The 14,384-nt window shown below is 63.2% G+C and carries 16 protein-coding genes and 2 tRNA genes; 9 read left to right on the top strand and 9 right to left on the bottom strand.

Annotated elements, in window-relative coordinates; all coding sequences use genetic code 11:
• The first annotated feature begins 696 nt into the window (after positions 1 to 696).
• A complete protein-coding gene (locus tag R2669_RS07710) occupies positions 697 to 825 on the top strand; it encodes a hypothetical protein (RefSeq protein ID WP_316899488.1) in 129 nt (42 codons plus the stop codon).
• Between the two features lie 58 nt (positions 826 to 883).
• Here R2669_RS07710 and R2669_RS07705 read toward each other — a convergent pair.
• From R2669_RS07705 to R2669_RS07680, 6 genes are all read right to left on the bottom strand, one after another.
• Positions 884 to 973: transfer RNA gene (locus R2669_RS07705), tRNA-Ser, on the bottom strand.
• A 74-nt stretch (positions 974 to 1,047) separates the two neighbouring features.
• Complete coding sequence (gene hemW / locus R2669_RS07700; RefSeq protein ID WP_316899486.1) at positions 1,048 to 2,316, bottom strand: radical SAM family heme chaperone HemW; 1,269 nt, start codon at positions 2,314 to 2,316, stop codon at positions 1,048 to 1,050.
• Between the two features lie 7 nt (positions 2,317 to 2,323).
• Positions 2,324 to 2,929, bottom strand: a complete 606-nt coding sequence (rdgB, locus tag R2669_RS07695; protein ID WP_316899484.1) for an RdgB/HAM1 family non-canonical purine NTP pyrophosphatase — start codon at positions 2,927 to 2,929, stop codon at positions 2,324 to 2,326.
• A gap of 11 nt (positions 2,930 to 2,940) precedes the next feature.
• Positions 2,941 to 3,657: a ribonuclease PH gene (gene rph, locus R2669_RS07690; RefSeq protein WP_012762362.1), complete on the bottom strand. Its 717-nt coding sequence runs from the start codon at positions 3,655 to 3,657 to the stop codon at positions 2,941 to 2,943.
• Positions 3,658 to 3,771: 114 nt separating this feature from the next.
• A complete protein-coding gene (locus R2669_RS07685) occupies positions 3,772 to 4,686 on the bottom strand; it encodes a PP2C family protein-serine/threonine phosphatase (protein ID WP_147214658.1) in 915 nt (304 codons plus the stop codon).
• 106 nt (positions 4,687 to 4,792) lie between these two features.
• Positions 4,793 to 5,818, bottom strand: a complete 1,026-nt coding sequence (locus tag R2669_RS07680) for a serine/threonine-protein kinase (protein ID WP_147214659.1) — start codon at positions 5,816 to 5,818, stop codon at positions 4,793 to 4,795.
• Between the two features lie 150 nt (positions 5,819 to 5,968).
• On the opposite strand from R2669_RS07680, the gene R2669_RS07675 reads away from it, so the two are divergent.
• The 3 genes from R2669_RS07675 to rpoZ all read left to right on the top strand — a co-directional run bounded on the left by R2669_RS07675 (position 5,969) and on the right by rpoZ (position 7,933).
• Positions 5,969 to 6,904 carry a YicC/YloC family endoribonuclease gene (locus tag R2669_RS07675; RefSeq protein WP_027680975.1) on the top strand — a complete coding sequence of 312 codons (936 nt, stop codon included), beginning with the start codon at positions 5,969 to 5,971 and terminating at the stop codon, positions 6,902 to 6,904.
• 22 nt (positions 6,905 to 6,926) lie between these two features.
• Positions 6,927 to 7,592, top strand: a complete 666-nt coding sequence (gmk, locus tag R2669_RS07670) for a guanylate kinase (protein WP_147214660.1) — start codon at positions 6,927 to 6,929, stop codon at positions 7,590 to 7,592.
• Positions 7,593 to 7,729: 137 nt separating this feature from the next.
• The gene (gene rpoZ, locus R2669_RS07665) at positions 7,730 to 7,933 is read left to right on the top strand and encodes a DNA-directed RNA polymerase subunit omega (RefSeq protein ID WP_004630929.1); all 204 of its coding nucleotides are present in this window, start codon (positions 7,730 to 7,732) and stop codon (positions 7,931 to 7,933) included.
• A 59-nt stretch (positions 7,934 to 7,992) separates the two neighbouring features.
• Here the strand turns inward: rpoZ and R2669_RS07660 are convergent, their stop codons facing one another.
• Entirely contained in the window at positions 7,993 to 8,199 is a 207-nt protein-coding gene (locus R2669_RS07660) for a hypothetical protein (protein WP_186829261.1), read from the bottom strand.
• Between R2669_RS07660 and R2669_RS07655 the strand changes: the two genes are divergently transcribed.
• Complete coding sequence (locus R2669_RS07655; protein WP_316899482.1) at positions 8,198 to 10,618, top strand: RelA/SpoT family protein; 2,421 nt, start codon at positions 8,198 to 8,200, stop codon at positions 10,616 to 10,618. The two genes, R2669_RS07660 and R2669_RS07655, sit on opposite strands and share 2 nt — an antisense overlap.
• 180 nt (positions 10,619 to 10,798) lie before the next feature.
• Here the strand turns inward: R2669_RS07655 and R2669_RS07650 are convergent.
• A tRNA-Arg gene (locus R2669_RS07650) sits at positions 10,799 to 10,875 on the bottom strand.
• 115 nt (positions 10,876 to 10,990) lie between these two features.
• Here R2669_RS07650 and greB point away from each other — a divergent pair.
• On the top strand, positions 10,991 to 11,554 hold the full coding sequence (gene greB / locus R2669_RS07645) for a transcription elongation factor GreB (RefSeq protein ID WP_027680979.1): 564 nt from the start codon (positions 10,991 to 10,993) through the stop codon (positions 11,552 to 11,554).
• A gap of 10 nt (positions 11,555 to 11,564) precedes the next feature.
• Here greB and R2669_RS07640 read toward each other — a convergent pair whose 3' ends face one another.
• Positions 11,565 to 12,398 carry an EamA family transporter gene (locus R2669_RS07640; RefSeq protein WP_316899481.1) on the bottom strand — a complete coding sequence of 278 codons (834 nt, stop codon included), beginning with the start codon at positions 12,396 to 12,398 and terminating at the stop codon, positions 11,565 to 11,567.
• Positions 12,399 to 12,554: 156 nt separating this feature from the next.
• On the opposite strand from R2669_RS07640, the gene gcvA reads away from it, so the two are divergent.
• From gcvA to R2669_RS07625, 3 genes are all read left to right on the top strand, one after another.
• Complete coding sequence (gene gcvA / locus R2669_RS07635) at positions 12,555 to 13,490, top strand: transcriptional regulator GcvA (RefSeq protein WP_316899479.1); 936 nt, start codon at positions 12,555 to 12,557, stop codon at positions 13,488 to 13,490.
• 75 nt (positions 13,491 to 13,565) lie between these two features.
• A complete protein-coding gene (locus R2669_RS07630) occupies positions 13,566 to 13,970 on the top strand; it encodes a YXWGXW repeat-containing protein (RefSeq protein ID WP_147214665.1) in 405 nt (134 codons plus the stop codon).
• 104 nt (positions 13,971 to 14,074) lie between these two features.
• Positions 14,075 to 14,380: a hypothetical protein gene (locus tag R2669_RS07625; RefSeq protein ID WP_147214666.1), complete on the top strand. Its 306-nt coding sequence runs from the start codon at positions 14,075 to 14,077 to the stop codon at positions 14,378 to 14,380.
• The last annotated feature ends 4 nt before the right edge of the window (positions 14,381 to 14,384 follow it).

Genomic DNA, 14,384 nt, shown 5'->3' with positions numbered 1-14,384 from the left:
ATGGAGCCGACGCAGGGCGGGCAACGGGGAAAACAGCAGGTCGCCTGGCCGTCGCAGGCCAAACACGACTCATCGGCGCGGGGTGAGCGGATATTCCCCGCGTCTTTGCGAGTTGGCGTTCCAGCGATATGGCTTCGGCGTTGATGCGCGGACCATCACCAATCCGATCGTTGGTGAGGGAACCTCATAAGAACGAGCCGCAACTTTGAAGAACGGGGGAGCGTCTTCATGCGCTTGACCAACCCCAAGCCCGGGGGGCTTGGGGCAGCGCTTCTGTCCTTGGCATTGGCGGCAACGCGCAGCAGAGCCCGTCAGGTTATTCCATTCGAGAAAAGAATAATCAATAAGCCTGTTTTGATTTAACGCCCGATTAATATGGATTTGATTTGCAAGGTAAGGTTATACCAAGATCGCGGACGTTATTTTGCGGTGTTGGTCGCACCGGACACCATGTGCTCCAGCACAGGGCGTAATGCAGCTGAAGCTTTGACAAATCTAGGCCGCTCAATGGCCGAGAGTCCACTCCCTCAGTCGGCAGATCTCCCCATCAAGTCGAAAGAGCGCCAGAAGAGAAGCCCGGCAGGAGGACTGCCGTCTGGTCCCCGTGAAGTTTCCCGCGCTGTCCCACTCGTTAAACGCCTTCTTGAAGAGCGCTTCGGGAAGACCACGCTGCGTGGGCTCTCGGAAAAACTGGGTTTGGACGACGTCACTCCGCAATTGCTGTCGTCTTCCATCGCGGGCAATGGAGCGAAGCGCGTTCGCCTCGCCATTGCCCAGGCGCTCGGAGAAGACGCCGATGTGCTTTGGCCCATGGCGCGGCACTGACAAAGCGGCGCGGGCTGGAAGAGTAGGGGGGAATCTGGAACGCCTTGGAACCAAGGACTGGCGGAAGCGGTGAGATTCGAACTCACGGATGGGTCACCCCATCGGCAGTTTTCAAGACTGCTGCCTTAAACCACTCGGCCACGCTTCCTTCGTACTGCGCTGCTCGTTGCGAGCAAGGGCGCCATTGTAACGGTACCTGGCGCAACTTGGCACCGGGTACTGTCAGTTTTCGTCGTCGGCCAAGAACAATTCCTGCAAATCGTTGAGGAATCGCTGCCCCAGCTCGGTCGGGCGGATGGCGACATGGTCGCGCGTGAGCAAACCGCGCTGCTCTGCGGCATCGAGTTGTCGCTCGATCGAGCGCAGCGGCAGACCCGTGCGTTCCTGGAACAGCGTGACGGGGAACCCATCCGTCAAGCGCAGCGCATTGAGCATGAACTCGAACGGCAGGTCGGCGGCGTCGACTTCGCGCTGCTCCTGCATGACGGCCGCACCGCCGGCAGTCTCGGCCTGACGCAGATACGTGTCCGGATGCTTGTGCCGCATCTCGCGGATGACCCGGTGCGGAAAGCTGAGCTTGCCGTGCGCGCCCGGGCCGATGCCAAGGTAATCGCCGAATTGCCAGTAGTTCAGATTGTGCTTGCAGCGCTTGCCCGCCTTGGCGTATGCCGACACCTCGTAGTGCTCGTAGCCTGCCGCCGCCAGCCGCGCGTGAATCCAGTCCTGCATCGCAAACGCCGCGTCGTCATCCGGCAGCGCGGGCGGGTACTTGGCGAAGTACGTGTTCGGCTCCAGCGTCAGGTGGTACAGCGACACGTGGTTCGTATCGAACGACAACGCGGCCTCCACGTCGGCTTCGCACTCGGCAAGTGTCTGGCCGGGCAGGGCAAACATCAGGTCGAGGTTGATGTTGTCGAAGTGCGCGCGGGCGATGTCGATGGCGGCGCGCGCTTCAGCGGCGCTGTGGATGCGGCCCAGCGCCTGCAGGTGCGCATCGTTGAAGCTCTGGATGCCGATCGACAGACGGTTCACGCCGCTGGCGCGATAGCTGCGGAAGCGTTCGGCCTCGAAGGTGCCGGGGTTCGCTTCCATCGTGATCTCGGCGTCGGCATCGACCGGGAGCAGCATGCGGATGTCCGACAGCAGCCGGTCTAGCCCCTGCGCCGACAACAGGCTCGGCGTGCCGCCACCAATGAAGATCGTGTGCACATGCCGGCCCCACACCATCGGCAGGGCGGCCTCCAGGTCTTGCCGCACGGCGGCCAGAAAACGCTCCTCCGGGATGCCCTGTTCCGGCTCCGCATGCGAGTTGAAATCGCAGTACGGACACTTGCGTACGCACCACGGCACGTGCACGTACAACGACAGCGGCGGCGAAGCGGGCAGGCTGATCTTGCCCGGCTGCAGGAAGACGGAGGTGACCTTGTCACCGGTTTCAGCGGCGGTCGCGGAGGGCGTCTTGGCTGCGCCGGCGGGGTGAATCGGAATCATCGGAACGTCAGGCGTTTTCAAAGGTGCGCAGCCGTTCGACGAGCTGCGCAAGGGCTTGTGCGCGATGGCTCACGCTGTTCTTCTCGGCCTTGGTCAGCTCGGCGGCCGTCTTGCCGAGATCGGGCAGCAGGAAGTACGGGTCGTAGCCGAAGCCGCCGTCGCCGCGCGGTGTGTCGATCACCTCGCCAAACCAGTTGCCTTCAGCAATGATTGGCTGTGGGTCATCTGCGTGGCGCACGTAGACGAGCACGCAAACATAGTGCGCGCCGCGGTCGGCCTTGCCGGCCAGTTCGCGGACGAGGCGGGCGTTGTTGGCGGCATCCGATTTGGGCCCGCCCGCTAGTTGCGCATAGCGCGCGGAATAGACGCCCGGTGCGCCGCCCAGTGCATGCACGCAGATGCCCGAGTCGTCCGCCAGCGCGGGCAGGCCAGATGCGCCGCTCGCGTGGCGTGCCTTGGTGAGGGCGTTTTCAATGAAGGTCGCATAGGGCTCCTCCGCCTCGGGAATGCCGAGCGCACCTTGCGGCGTCACGTCAAACCCAAGGGTGCCCAGCAGCGCGTTGAATTCGGCCAGCTTCCCGGCGTTGTTCGATGCGAGGACGATCTTGCGCATGGCCGTGTCGATCACAGGCCCAGCGCCTGCTTTTGCAGGCCGATCAGCGTGCGGATGCCTTGGTCGGCCAGGCCCAGCAGTGCATCCATTTCAGCGCGGGAGAACGGCGTGCCTTCTGCGGTGCCTTGCACTTCCACAAAGCCGCCGCTGCCCGTCATGACGACGTTCATGTCGGTATCGCATGCGGAGTCTTCGGGGTAGTCCAGGTCGAGCACCGGTACGCCGTCGACCACGCCCACCGATACGGCGGCCACGAAATCCCGGATCGGGTTGCCGACCAACTGACCCTTTTCGCGCATGACCGAGACTGCGTCATATGCCGCGACGAACGCGCCGGTAATGCTGGCCGTGCGCGTGCCGCCGTCGGCTTGCAGCACGTCGCAGTCGAGGTGCAGCGTGTGCTCGCCGAGCGCGCGCAGATCGAACACCGAGCGCATCGCCCGGCCGATCAGGCGCTGGATTTCCTGCGTGCGGCCGGTCTGCTTGCCGCGTGCGGCCTCGCGGTCGGAGCGCGTGTGGGTCGAGCGCGGCAGCATGCCGTATTCGGCCGTCACCCAGCCCTCGCCGCTGCCTTTCTTGTGGGGCGGCACCTTGGGCAGCACGCTGGCCGTGCAGAGCACTTGCGTGTCGCCAAAGCACACCAGCACCGAGCCTTCGGCGTGGCGCGTGAAGTTGCGGGTGAGGGTGACAGGGCGGAGTTGGTCGGGCTGGCGGCCGCTGGGTCGCATGTGGGGTCTCGCTTAAGAAAACGGATAGCCCGACATGATACCGGCCCGCGCTGCGCTCGGCAGGGCGGGCCGGAGGTGGGGAATGCGAGGACTGCGATGACTGCGCGACGGCGTTTAGCGCGTCAGATTGCTCGTCTTGTCGATGGCGGCGCGGATTTCAGCGATGGAGCGCTCGATTTCCTCTTCCGACATCAGCCCCGATTCACTTTGCGGCGCGTCCAGGATCGACGTCGTGAAGGCGTTCAGGGGCAGGGTGTCGGTCTGCACCGAATCCTGTGTGGTGGTCACGGCGTCCAGCTCCCACATCATGGAGATGGCGGTGGTGTTGTCGGCCGTGTCGCCGGCATTGCGCAGCGCGCGGGCGATCAGTTCGGGAATCGCCTGCGTGACCGAGAAGCTGGTGCAGGTGTCGATGAGTTCGTCTTCCTGCACGCTGCCCCACAGGCCGTCGGAGCACAGCATGGCGACGTCGCCCGGCTCGAGGTTGACCGGCCCGCCGATGTCGATGAGCGGCAGATTGGGCGAGCCCAGGCAGTTGTAGATCTTGTTGCGCTCGGGGTGGTTCGCAACCTGCATCGGCAGCACACGGTCTTGTTGCAGCAGGTTTTCGATCTTGGAGTGATCGCGCGTGCGCGTCACCAGTTCGCCCTTGCGCATCAGATACATGCGCGAATCGCCAGCATGCGCCCAGTGCAGCGAGCCACGCTGGGCCAGGGCGCAGACGATGGTCGTGCGTGGCGCGTCCGGCAGGCCGTTTGTCTCGGCATAGCGATGGATGTCGCGGTGCGCGAGCATGATGCTCTCGTGCAGGAAATCGCGCGGATTGCGGATCGACGGACGTGCGTGGCGCTGAAACTGGCGCGCCATGGTCTGCAGCGCCTGCTGGGCCGCAACTTCGCCCAGGGAATGCCCGCCCAGACCGTCGCACAGCACCATCAGCATGGCGTCACGCGTGAAGCAGTAGCCCATGCGGTCCTGGTTGACGCGTCGCGCGCCTTTTTTGCTTTCCTGATAAACCGAGAATCGCATTGCGGCTAGATGAGTATTCGGTGAGGGAGGCGGTGCGGGCGGTCAGTCGAGCCCTGTGTTGCACCATCTTGGAATCATACTCCGCCTATGGGCGGCGACTGGGCGGTCAACTGTCCCGGCGGCGCAACAGGCGGCTCATGAAACGTGTCGTCAACGCCTCTTTCTCTTCTGGCACCGGGCCGCCTTGCGTAACGGCGGTCAAGGCCTGCAACTCGGTCAGCGCGTTGCTTTCTTCGCGCAGGACCTTTTGCAGGCGGAACACGCTCTGCGGGCGTTCTTCGGGCTTCATCTTCAGGCACCAGCCAACGAGATCGATCAGGCTGGCCGTGTAGACCTTGCGCAGGCGTTCCAGGCCTTCTTCCAGCTTGTCGTCTTTTTCGCGCTGCGTGGCTTCCTGGGGCGGTGTGCCGGCCATGCAGGCATAGATCGTGGCGCCGATGCTGTAGATGTCCGTCCACGGGCCCAGCTCGTTGTGCTTTCGGTACAGCTCCGGCGCGGCAAAGCCCGGCGTGTACATCGGCTGGAAGCGCGAGGCCTCGGCGGTGAGCGTCTGCCGCGCGGCGCCGAAGTCGAGGAGGATCGGCGAAAAGTCTTCGCGCAGGTAAATGTTGCCGGGCTTGATGTCGAGGTGCAGCAGCTTGTGGATGTGGACTTCGCGCAGCCCGCTCATCAGGTCATGGAAGACCTGGCGGATGAAGCGCTCGCGCAGCATCTTCAGCTTGCCTTGCTGGCGCGCGGTGAGGATGTGTTCCTGCAGCGTTTTACCCTGCTCATACGTCATCACCATGTAGACCGTGCCATTTTCCCGGAAGAAATTGAGCACGCGCACGATAGCGGGGTGCGAAATCTTGGCCAGCGACCGGCCTTCTTCGAAGAAGTACTTGAGCCCGAGGCGGAACGCACTCGCGCTTTCTTCGGGCACGACAGGAATCAATTCGCCCGGCGCGCGACGGGCCAGCGAAGACGGAAGGTATTCCTTTACGGCCACCGGCGTCCCATGCTCGTCGGTCGCAAGATAGACGAAGCTGAACCCCCCGCTGGCCAACTTCTTTACAATACGATAATTGGACAGCAAGGTGCCGACCGGCAACGGGGCACTGCGCGGCTGTCCTGAGCCTTTTGACTCTGTCATGGGTTTGTGTGGCGAAATGGCTGTCGGATTCTCCCTGACCAGTCCACACGTTGTAAAGCGACAAAAGGTGGGGGATTCCCCGCCAATTCCAGGCGTTAAATACCGCCACCGGATTTCCCGATTCGACCAAGAACAACACACCACGATTCCATGATCCACAGCATGACCGGCTACGGCGTTGCCACACGCCAGGCAGCCTTTACCGATGCCCATGGCGCCCCCAGCGGCAGCGTCGCTACCGTCTCGGTCGAATTCCGCACCGTCAACTCCCGCTTCCTCGATCTGCTGTTCCGCGCCCCTGAAGAGTGCCGAGCCTTCGAGCCGGCCCTGCGCGAAATGCTGATGAGCGCACTGTCGCGCGGCAAGCTGGAATGCCGGATCAATCTGCAGCGCCAGGAAGCTGCCAGCGATGTCGCGGCGCTCAATGTTGAGCTGCTGCAACAACTCGCCAAGCTCGAGCAGGCCGTTACGCGGTATCTGCCGGCATCGGGTTCGCTGCGCATGGGTGAAATTCTGCGTTGGCCCGGCGTGCTGGCCGAGCCCCAGCTGACACAAGACGCGCTGCGCGATGCCGTGATCGAAGCTGCCAAAGAGGCGCTCAAGCAACTTCTGGAATCGCGCCGTCGCGAAGGGGATGCGCTCAAGGCTGTGCTGCTTGACCGCGCTGACGCGATGCTGGCCATCGTCGACAAGCTCACGCCGATGGTGCCCGTTCTGATCCAGCAGCATCAAGACAAGCTGACCGAGCGCCTGCGCGAGGCGTTTGGCCTGGCAGCGCCCGAAGGCACGCCGGCGCTGACGCGCGATGAGCTTTCCGAGCGCATTCGCCAGGAAGCCACCGTCTACGGCATCCGCATCGACATCGCCGAAGAACTTTCGCGCCTGCAGGCACATCTGCGCGAAACGCGCCACATCCTGGAGAAGGGCGGCCAGATCGGCAAGCGCCTGGATTTCATGATGCAAGAGCTGAACCGCGAGGCGAACACGCTCGGTTCGAAGGCCGCCGCCAAGGAGCTGGCCGATGCATCGATGGAACTCAAGCTGCTCATCGAGCAGATGCGCGAGCAGGTCCAGAACCTCGAATAACTCGAAACGATAGAACTAGAACATGCCATCCTCTCAAGCGCACTCCGCCGTCGATACGCCCATCGAGAATCATTTTCCGGGCAGCCTGTTCATGGTCGTGGCGCCGTCCGGCGCCGGCAAGTCGACGCTGGTGAATGCGCTGCTGGCGCACGACTCGTCGATCCGCCTGTCGGTCTCGGCCACCACGCGCAAGCCGCGCCCGGGCGAGCAGCACGGCCGTGAATACAACTTCATGACCGTCGAGGAATTCAAGGCTTGCCGTGACCGCGGCGAGTTTCTCGAATGGGCCGAGGTGCACGGCAACTACTACGCCACTTCGCGCGTGTGGATCGAGGAACAGATGCGCGCCGGTACCGACGTGCTGCTCGAAATCGACTGGCAGGGCGCTCAGCAGGTGCATCAGCGTTTCTCCAACGCTGTCGAAATCTTCATCCTGCCGCCATCGCTCACGGCTCTGGAAGAGCGCCTGAAGAAGCGCGGCCAGGACGAGCCGAACGTGATCGTGCGTCGCCTGCTGGCGGCGGGCTCGGAGATGGCGCACGCGCCCGAGGCCGACTACGTGATCATCAACGAAGTGTTCGATACGGCATTGGCCGAGTTGCGCACGGTGGTCCAGGCCACGCGCCTGCGATTCGGTGCCCAGAAGGCGCGCCACGGCGAGCTGTTCGTCGAGCTGGGCATTCACTGAAGCACGCAGCGCAATCGCGTTTTTCAGCGCGACTGCGAAAGTGTGGTAGCGCCTGCGCCCAAGGGCTGTCCGAAGGGAGTGCTGCGCTGCTGCTAAAATATCGAGATCAACAAGATTTGCCACCAGGTGGAGTTTTCATGGCGCGTATTACCGTCGAAGATTGCTTGAAACAGATTCCGAATCGCTTCGAACTGGCATTGGCCGCAACGTACCGCGCCCGTCAGTTGGTGCAGGGCCACACGCCCAAGGTCGATGCCAAGGACAAGCCGACCGTGACCGCATTGCGCGAAATCGCATCGGGCCAGGTTGGTATCGAGATGCTCAAGAAGGTTCCGTCCTGAGCTGACGCGCGTTACTTGGCATTACCCGGCGTGGTACGCTGCCTCGGTCACTGATCGTTCTAGCGATCTTTCATGGATGTGAAAGCCGCGAACGCACTAGACCCCGGCATGCCTACCTCGCCCGCTTCTTCTTCGCCCAGGACCCAACATTCCGCCACGCACGAACACAACGTGCCGTCGGTGGAATCGTCCGCGAGGTCGTCCGGTTCTGCGCCGGGCGCCTCCACGGTGCCTTCGGGGTCTTCTACCGCATCCATCGTTTCCATGCCGTCCTCCGCTTCCGGCTCCGGCCCTGCGTCGCCTCGTACGGGCGCGCCGAACTTGCCTGATCCGCGTGGTGCCGACCTGGTAGGGGAGCGGGCAGCCCTGCCGCCAAAATTACACAAGAGCGCAAGCGCTGACGCCGCCGAGCCGACAGCCCGGCCCGAGGGTGCCGACACGCTCTTCATCGATGCGGTGCTGGAGCAGACCTATCGGCATCTGTTCGGCCCGACCTCGCAGCCGGCAGCGCCGCCTCGGCAGCAAGTCGTCTCCATCTCTGGGCTCACTGAGAAACTGTCGTATCTGAAGCCGGCGGATCTCAAGCTGGTGAAGGAGGCGTTCCACTTCTCCGACGAAGCGCATCTGGGCCAGTACCGCCAAAGCGGAGAGCCGTACATTACGCATCCCGTAGCCGTGGCAGAGATCTGCGCGGATTGGAAGCTGGATGTGCAATCGATCATGGCAGCGCTGCTGCACGACGTGATCGAAGACCAGGGCGTGACCAAGAGCGAGCTGGCCGAGAAGTTCGGCCCCAAGGTCGCGGAACTGGTCGACGGCCTGACCAAGCTGGACAAGCTCGAATTCCAGAGCCGCGAGCAGGCGCAGGCCGAGAGCTTCCGCAAGATGCTGCTCGCCATGGCGCGCGATGTGCGCGTGATTCTCGTCAAGCTCGCCGATCGTACGCACAACATGCGCACGCTCGACCACGTGCCGCCGGAGAAGCGGCGCCGCATTGCGGGCGAAACGATGGAGATTTACGCGCCGATCGCGCACCGCCTTGGCCTGAATACGACATATCGCGAGTTGCAGGAACTGAGCTTCCGAATCGGCTCGCCGTTCCGGTATGCCACGCTCGAGAAGGCGGTGAAGGCCGCGCGCGGCAATCGGCGCGAAGTCGTGAGCCGCATTTTGGAGACGGCGCAGCGCGCGCTGACCGACGCGGGCATCCCGGCCGAAATGACGGGTCGCGAGAAAACGCTGTACAGCATTTACCGCAAGATGCACGACAAGCAGTTGTCGTTCTCGCAGGTGCTGGATGTGTATGGCTTTCGCGTGGTGGTCGACACGCAGATGCAGTGCTACATGACGATGGGTGCGCTGCATAGCCTCTACAAGCCGATGCCCGGCAAGTTCAAGGATTACATCGCCATCCCCAAGATCAACGGTTATCAGTCGCTGCACACGACGCTGGTGGGGCCGTTCGGCACGCCGGTCGAGTTCCAGATCCGCACGCGCGAGATGAACCAGATTGCGGAAGCCGGCGTGGCAGCGCACTGGATGTACAAGCAGCACCACGACGAGCCCGATCGCGCGCAGCAACAAGCGCATCAGTGGCTGCAGTCGCTGCTCGACATTCAGAGCCAGACGGGCGACTCGCAGGAGTTTCTGGAGCACGTCAAGATCGACCTGTTCCCGGATGCCGTCTACGTGTTCACGCCCAAGGGCGAGATCCGCGCACTGCCGCGCGGCGCCACGGCGCTGGACTTTGCCTACGCGGTGCACAGCGATCTGGGCAACCAGTGCGTGGCAGTCAAGATCAACAACGAGCTGCTGCCGCTGCGCACGGAGCTGAAGAACGGCGACATCGTCGAAGTGGTGACGGCGCCGTACTCGAAGCCGAACCCCGCATGGCTCACGTTCGTGCGCACGGGCAAGGCGCGCGCGGCGATCCGACATTTCCTCAAGACAGCCAAGCTGGATGAGGCGATTCAACTGGGCGAGCGTCTGCTCGAACAGGCGCTGCGGCAGATCGGCATCGACATGAAGGCCGTGTCGGCCCAGGTGTGGGAGCGCATCGTGCAGTGGACGGGCAACAAGGCGCGTGAAGATGTTTTCGCGGATCTGGCGCTGGGTCGCCGGGTGGCTGCCGTGGTTGCGCGCCGGCTGGAAATTCTTCTGCAAGAAGGCGGTCACGACGGTGATGAGGCCTTGATGGCGGCCGTGCACACCTTCGCTGGCGACGAGGCGCCTGCCGTCACCGTGAGTGGCGACGAAGGCATGGCGATGGTGTTCTCGTCATGCTGCCGCCCGATTCCCGGCGACCCGATCGTCGGCTATATCGGCAAGGGTGAAGGCTTGCAGATCCACGTGCAGGAATGTCGCGTGGCCAAGCGCCTGCATGGCAAGGATCCGGAGCATTGGATCGACGTCATGTGGGCCGAGCACACCACACGCGCCTTCGATGTGTCGATCAAGGTGCTGGTGCGCAATACGAAGGGGATCCTCGCGCGCGTGGCGGCGGATTTGACCTCGGCCGATGCCAACGTGGCGCACGTGTCGATGGAGCAGGAGGGCGATCAGGAAGCGACGTACATGACGTTCCTGATTCAGGTGCATGACCGCGTGCACCTGGCCGATGTGATGCGCGCGCTGCGACGCAACCCGGATGTGATTCGCATTGCGCGGGATCGCGGCGGAGATTGATGCTTCCGGGTGGAACAAAGAAAGGGCGAGGCCACCGGGCTTCGCCTTTTTTGTTTGTAGTCCGCTTGCAGCACACGTAGAGCGACGAGATCGCTTTGACGCAGCGCTGTATGCGAGTCCGAAGCGGACAAAAGAAAAGGGCTTCCATTTCTGGAAGCCCTTTTCATTCTCGTATTAGGTTGGCGCGGCTGGCAGGATTCGAACCCACGACCCCTTGGTTCGTAGCCAAGTACTCTATCCAACTGAGCTACAGCCGCAACCGAGAAATGAGATTATACAGAGATTTTCCGTCTTGTGAACCCCCTTCTTCACTTTTTCTTCGAGAGGGACCAACTTTCTATAATGGAGCCTTGATCCACCGTGGCTTCCATCATGAACAAGGCTTTCGTCCGGGAAGATTCCGGCGATGACGAAGACGATCTGCCCGAGGGTGCTGCACCCTTGCCGCCGGGTTCCAAGAACTACATCACGCCAGCGGGCTATGAGCGCTTGCGCACAGAGCTGATGCACCTGATCGACACCGAGCGGCCCGAGGTGGTCGGCATCGTGTCGTGGGCCGCATCCAATGGCGATCGCTCTGAAAACGGCGACTACCTTTACGGCAAGAAGCGCCTGCGCGAGATCGATCGCCGCATCCGCTTTCTCACGCGCCGTATCGAGAAGGCCGAGGTTGTCGACGCGAGCTTGCAGGGCGACAACGACCAGATCTTCTTTGGTGCGACAGTCACCTACGCCAACCAGCGCGGTGAAGAGACGACCATCACCATCGTCGGCATGGACGAGGTCGATCTGGACATCGGGCACGTGAGCTGGATTTCGCCGATTGCGCGCGCGCTCATCAAGGCGCGCGAGGGCGATACGGTGCCGCTGAGAACGCCGACCGGCGTCGAGCAGATCGACATCCTCGAGGTCAAATATCCGCCGCGCTCAGCGTGAGTTTTTTTACTCAGGCCGGGTGGCCGAGGCAGTAGGCCCCGAAGGCGATGACGGAGCAGGCCGACAGGCGCCGCGCCGTGAGCGACTCTTTCAGGAACAGTCGGCCGAGCAGCGCGGCAAACACCACCGACGTTTCGCGCAGGGCTGACACAGGCCCCATCGGCGCGAGCGTCACAGCCCAGATGACGATGCCGTAGGCGATGAGCGAGACCACGCCGCCGCCAAACGTCTTGAGCGTAGTGGCGTCGCGCACGTCGATGTTCAGCGGGCCTTTCCACATGCGATAGAGCAGCACCATCGGCAAGCTGTCGAGCATGAACAGCCAAGCCGAGTATGCATTTGCATTGCCTGCCGCCCGCGCGCCGATGCCGTCGCACACCGTGTAGCACGCGATGAATACGCCCGTGGTGAGGGCCGCCAGCGTCGAGCCAAGATCGGCCTTGCGGCCGCGCGCGAGACTCAGAATGCCGCTACTCACCAGCACCACGCCCGCGAGTGCAATCGCGCCTGGCATTTCACCCGCGAAGAGCGACGCGCCCACCGTGACGAGCAGCGGCGATGAGCCGCGCGCGATCGGGTACACCTGTCCGAACTCGCCAAACCGATACGCCCGCGCCAGAAACACGTTGTAGCCGACGTGCAGCACCGCGGACAGCGCCACATAGGGCCATGCAGCCGGCGCCGGCAACGGCAATGCAATCGCCATCGGTATTGCGGCCACGCCCGAGGCCAGCGTCATCAGCGTGATGGCGCGCAGGCGGTCGGAGCCGCTTTTCAGCAACGCATTCCATGACGCGTGGAGCAGGGCGGCGCAGAGAACCAGGGCGATGACGGCGGGGGTCACGATGACGGGGTGCGCGGAGCGCGAAAGTGAAAATCGAGTCGATTTTTCTCACTCGATGCTGAATCGGCGAGAGCAGGAAAGCGACAGCGTAGCGCCGTCAAGCATGATCAACAATCGATATATACTGACTCGATCTGTGCAAAAAACTCACGCGATATGCGCAAACTGCCCCCTCTGAATGCCGTGCGCGCCTTTGAATCGGCGGCGCGCCATCTGAGTTTTACGCGCGCAGGCGAAGAACTGAACGTCACGCATGGCGCCATCAGCCGTCAGATCCAGGCGCTGGAGGCGTGGCTGGGTGTGGCGCTGTTTCGCAGGTTGAATCGGCGTGTTGAACTGACCGATGCGGGGCAGCGCTACTTGGCCGAGATTGGGGTGGCACTCGACCGCATCAGCACGGCCAGCCAGGCGCTGCGTGACCGCGACGCGGTGCGCATCCTCCGCGTAAACAGCATCCCGACGTTCACGATGCGTTGGCTGATTCCGCGGCTCTCCACGTTTCAGATGCGCTTTCCGCGCGTCGAGGTGCGCCTGACCACGTCCATCGAAGAGATCGCGGACCTGCCCGATCATTTCGACGTCATCATCCGCGGCGGGCCGGAGATTCATGCGGGCTTTCAGTCGGGGCGCTTTCTGGACGAGAGCCGTTTTCCGGTGTGCAGCCCGAGGTTGCTGGAGCGCTTGCCCCTCGCGGCCCCGTCGGACTTGCGGCATCACACGCTGCTGCATTCGGACACGTTGCCTTCGGTATGGCCCAGCTGGCTGGTGCTGGCCGGCGTGCCGAACCTGCGTCCCGCGCATGCGCTGACGTTCGAGCATTTCTATCTGTCGATCCAAGCTGCCATTGATGGGCTGGGTGTCGCGATGGGGCCATCGGCGCTCGTCACGGAGGATCTTGAGGAGGGGCGCCTCGTCGCGCCGTTTCCGGACCTTTCACTGGTCGCGCGCAGCTATTACTGGTACAGCCCGGCGCGCAATCTCGGTGACGAAGTGGTGCAGGCATTTTGTGCGTGGCTGGGCGAGGAACGGCCGCAACGTCACGCAAACGTGAACACATTTCCGGCTTCCGGTAACGGAGGTAACGCCGCGTAACACCCTAGAGGCGCGGGCGAAACCCGGTGCTACGATCCACTCAAGTTCGATGGGTTTGAAAAGGAGGTCCCCAATATGAAGAAGAACGCATGGATTCTCGCTGCATGCCTGGCCGCGGCCGGTGTGGCAGGCTCGATCGCCTTGCCGGCGCAGGCGCAGGTGTCGATCGGTGTGCAGATCGGCCCGACCTACGCGCCGCCGCCGCCTCAATATGAGCCCGTGCCGGTCTTGCAGCCGGGCTACGTCTGGGTGCCGGGTTACTGGCAATGGCGTGACGGCCGCTACGTCTGGCGTCGCGGCTATCGCGAACACGGCCGACCGGGTTACCACTGGCGCGAGCCGCGCTGGGAGCAGGGGCCGCACGGCTGGCAAATGCGTGACGGCGGCTGGGACCGCGGTGACGACGGCCGCTGGCGCGGTCGTGATCGCGATGACCGCTATCACTGCCCCCCGGGCCACGCGCGCAAGGGCGAATGCTGATGATGCAACGACAGGCCGCTCATGTACCGGCCTGTTTTTTGCAGGCAGTTCTGTCGACGCCGTAATCGCCGGATGAGCGGCAGCGGCGCCGTCCGGGAGGCAACATGACAATGGAATCGAATTGGCGCACCGAGCTGTACAAGGACTTCGACGTCTATGTACTGGCCATTCCGCGTGCCGAGCGCAAATCGGAAAGGAGCGGGCAGGGGCCCGCGCAGTGGGATTTTGTCGTGCGCATCTGCGAGTCAGGCGCAGACCCAACCGCGGTCGAAACTCTTGTCGCTCATTCGCATGACGAGCGCCCGCTGCCCACGCGTGAAGCCGCTGAAGATGCCGGGCTTACGCGCGGCTATGGCTTGATCGATGAATTGCTGGGGCGGAACCCCGTCCAGCAGTCGATCGATCTCTGACGCG

The sequence above is a fragment of the Ralstonia edaphi genome, from assembly GCF_958350185.1.
In the GTDB taxonomy this organism is placed as follows: Bacteria; Pseudomonadota; Gammaproteobacteria; order Burkholderiales; family Burkholderiaceae; genus Ralstonia; species Ralstonia edaphi.
Note: the sequence above shows the minus strand (reverse complement) of the source record. Positions and strands in the feature narration are given on the sequence as shown.

Bases quoted from the DNA above. Each gene is read 5' to 3' on its own strand.
- hemW (WP_316899486.1), bottom strand. From the start codon at position 2,316: ATGATTCCGATTCACCCCGCCGGCGCAGCCAAGACGCCCTCCGCGACC.
- rdgB (WP_316899484.1), bottom strand. From the start codon at position 2,929: ATGCGCAAGATCGTCCTCGCATCGAACAACGCCGGGAAGCTGGCCGAA.
- rph (WP_012762362.1), bottom strand. From the start codon at position 3,657: ATGCGACCCAGCGGCCGCCAGCCCGACCAACTCCGCCCTGTCACCCTC.
- R2669_RS07685 (WP_147214658.1), bottom strand. From the start codon at position 4,686: ATGCGATTCTCGGTTTATCAGGAAAGCAAAAAAGGCGCGCGACGCGTC.
- R2669_RS07680 (WP_147214659.1), bottom strand. From the start codon at position 5,818: ATGACAGAGTCAAAAGGCTCAGGACAGCCGCGCAGTGCCCCGTTGCCG.
- R2669_RS07675 (WP_027680975.1), top strand. From the start codon at position 5,969: ATGATCCACAGCATGACCGGCTACGGCGTTGCCACACGCCAGGCAGCC.
- gmk (WP_147214660.1), top strand. From the start codon at position 6,927: ATGCCATCCTCTCAAGCGCACTCCGCCGTCGATACGCCCATCGAGAAT.
- rpoZ (WP_004630929.1), top strand. From the start codon at position 7,730: ATGGCGCGTATTACCGTCGAAGATTGCTTGAAACAGATTCCGAATCGC.
- R2669_RS07655 (WP_316899482.1), top strand. From the start codon at position 8,198: ATGCCGTCCTCCGCTTCCGGCTCCGGCCCTGCGTCGCCTCGTACGGGC.
- R2669_RS07660 (WP_186829261.1), bottom strand. From the start codon at position 8,199: ATGGAAACGATGGATGCGGTAGAAGACCCCGAAGGCACCGTGGAGGCG.
- greB (WP_027680979.1), top strand. From the start codon at position 10,991: ATGAACAAGGCTTTCGTCCGGGAAGATTCCGGCGATGACGAAGACGAT.
- gcvA (WP_316899479.1), top strand. From the start codon at position 12,555: ATGCGCAAACTGCCCCCTCTGAATGCCGTGCGCGCCTTTGAATCGGCG.
- R2669_RS07630 (WP_147214665.1), top strand. From the start codon at position 13,566: ATGAAGAAGAACGCATGGATTCTCGCTGCATGCCTGGCCGCGGCCGGT.
- R2669_RS07625 (WP_147214666.1), top strand. From the start codon at position 14,075: ATGACAATGGAATCGAATTGGCGCACCGAGCTGTACAAGGACTTCGAC.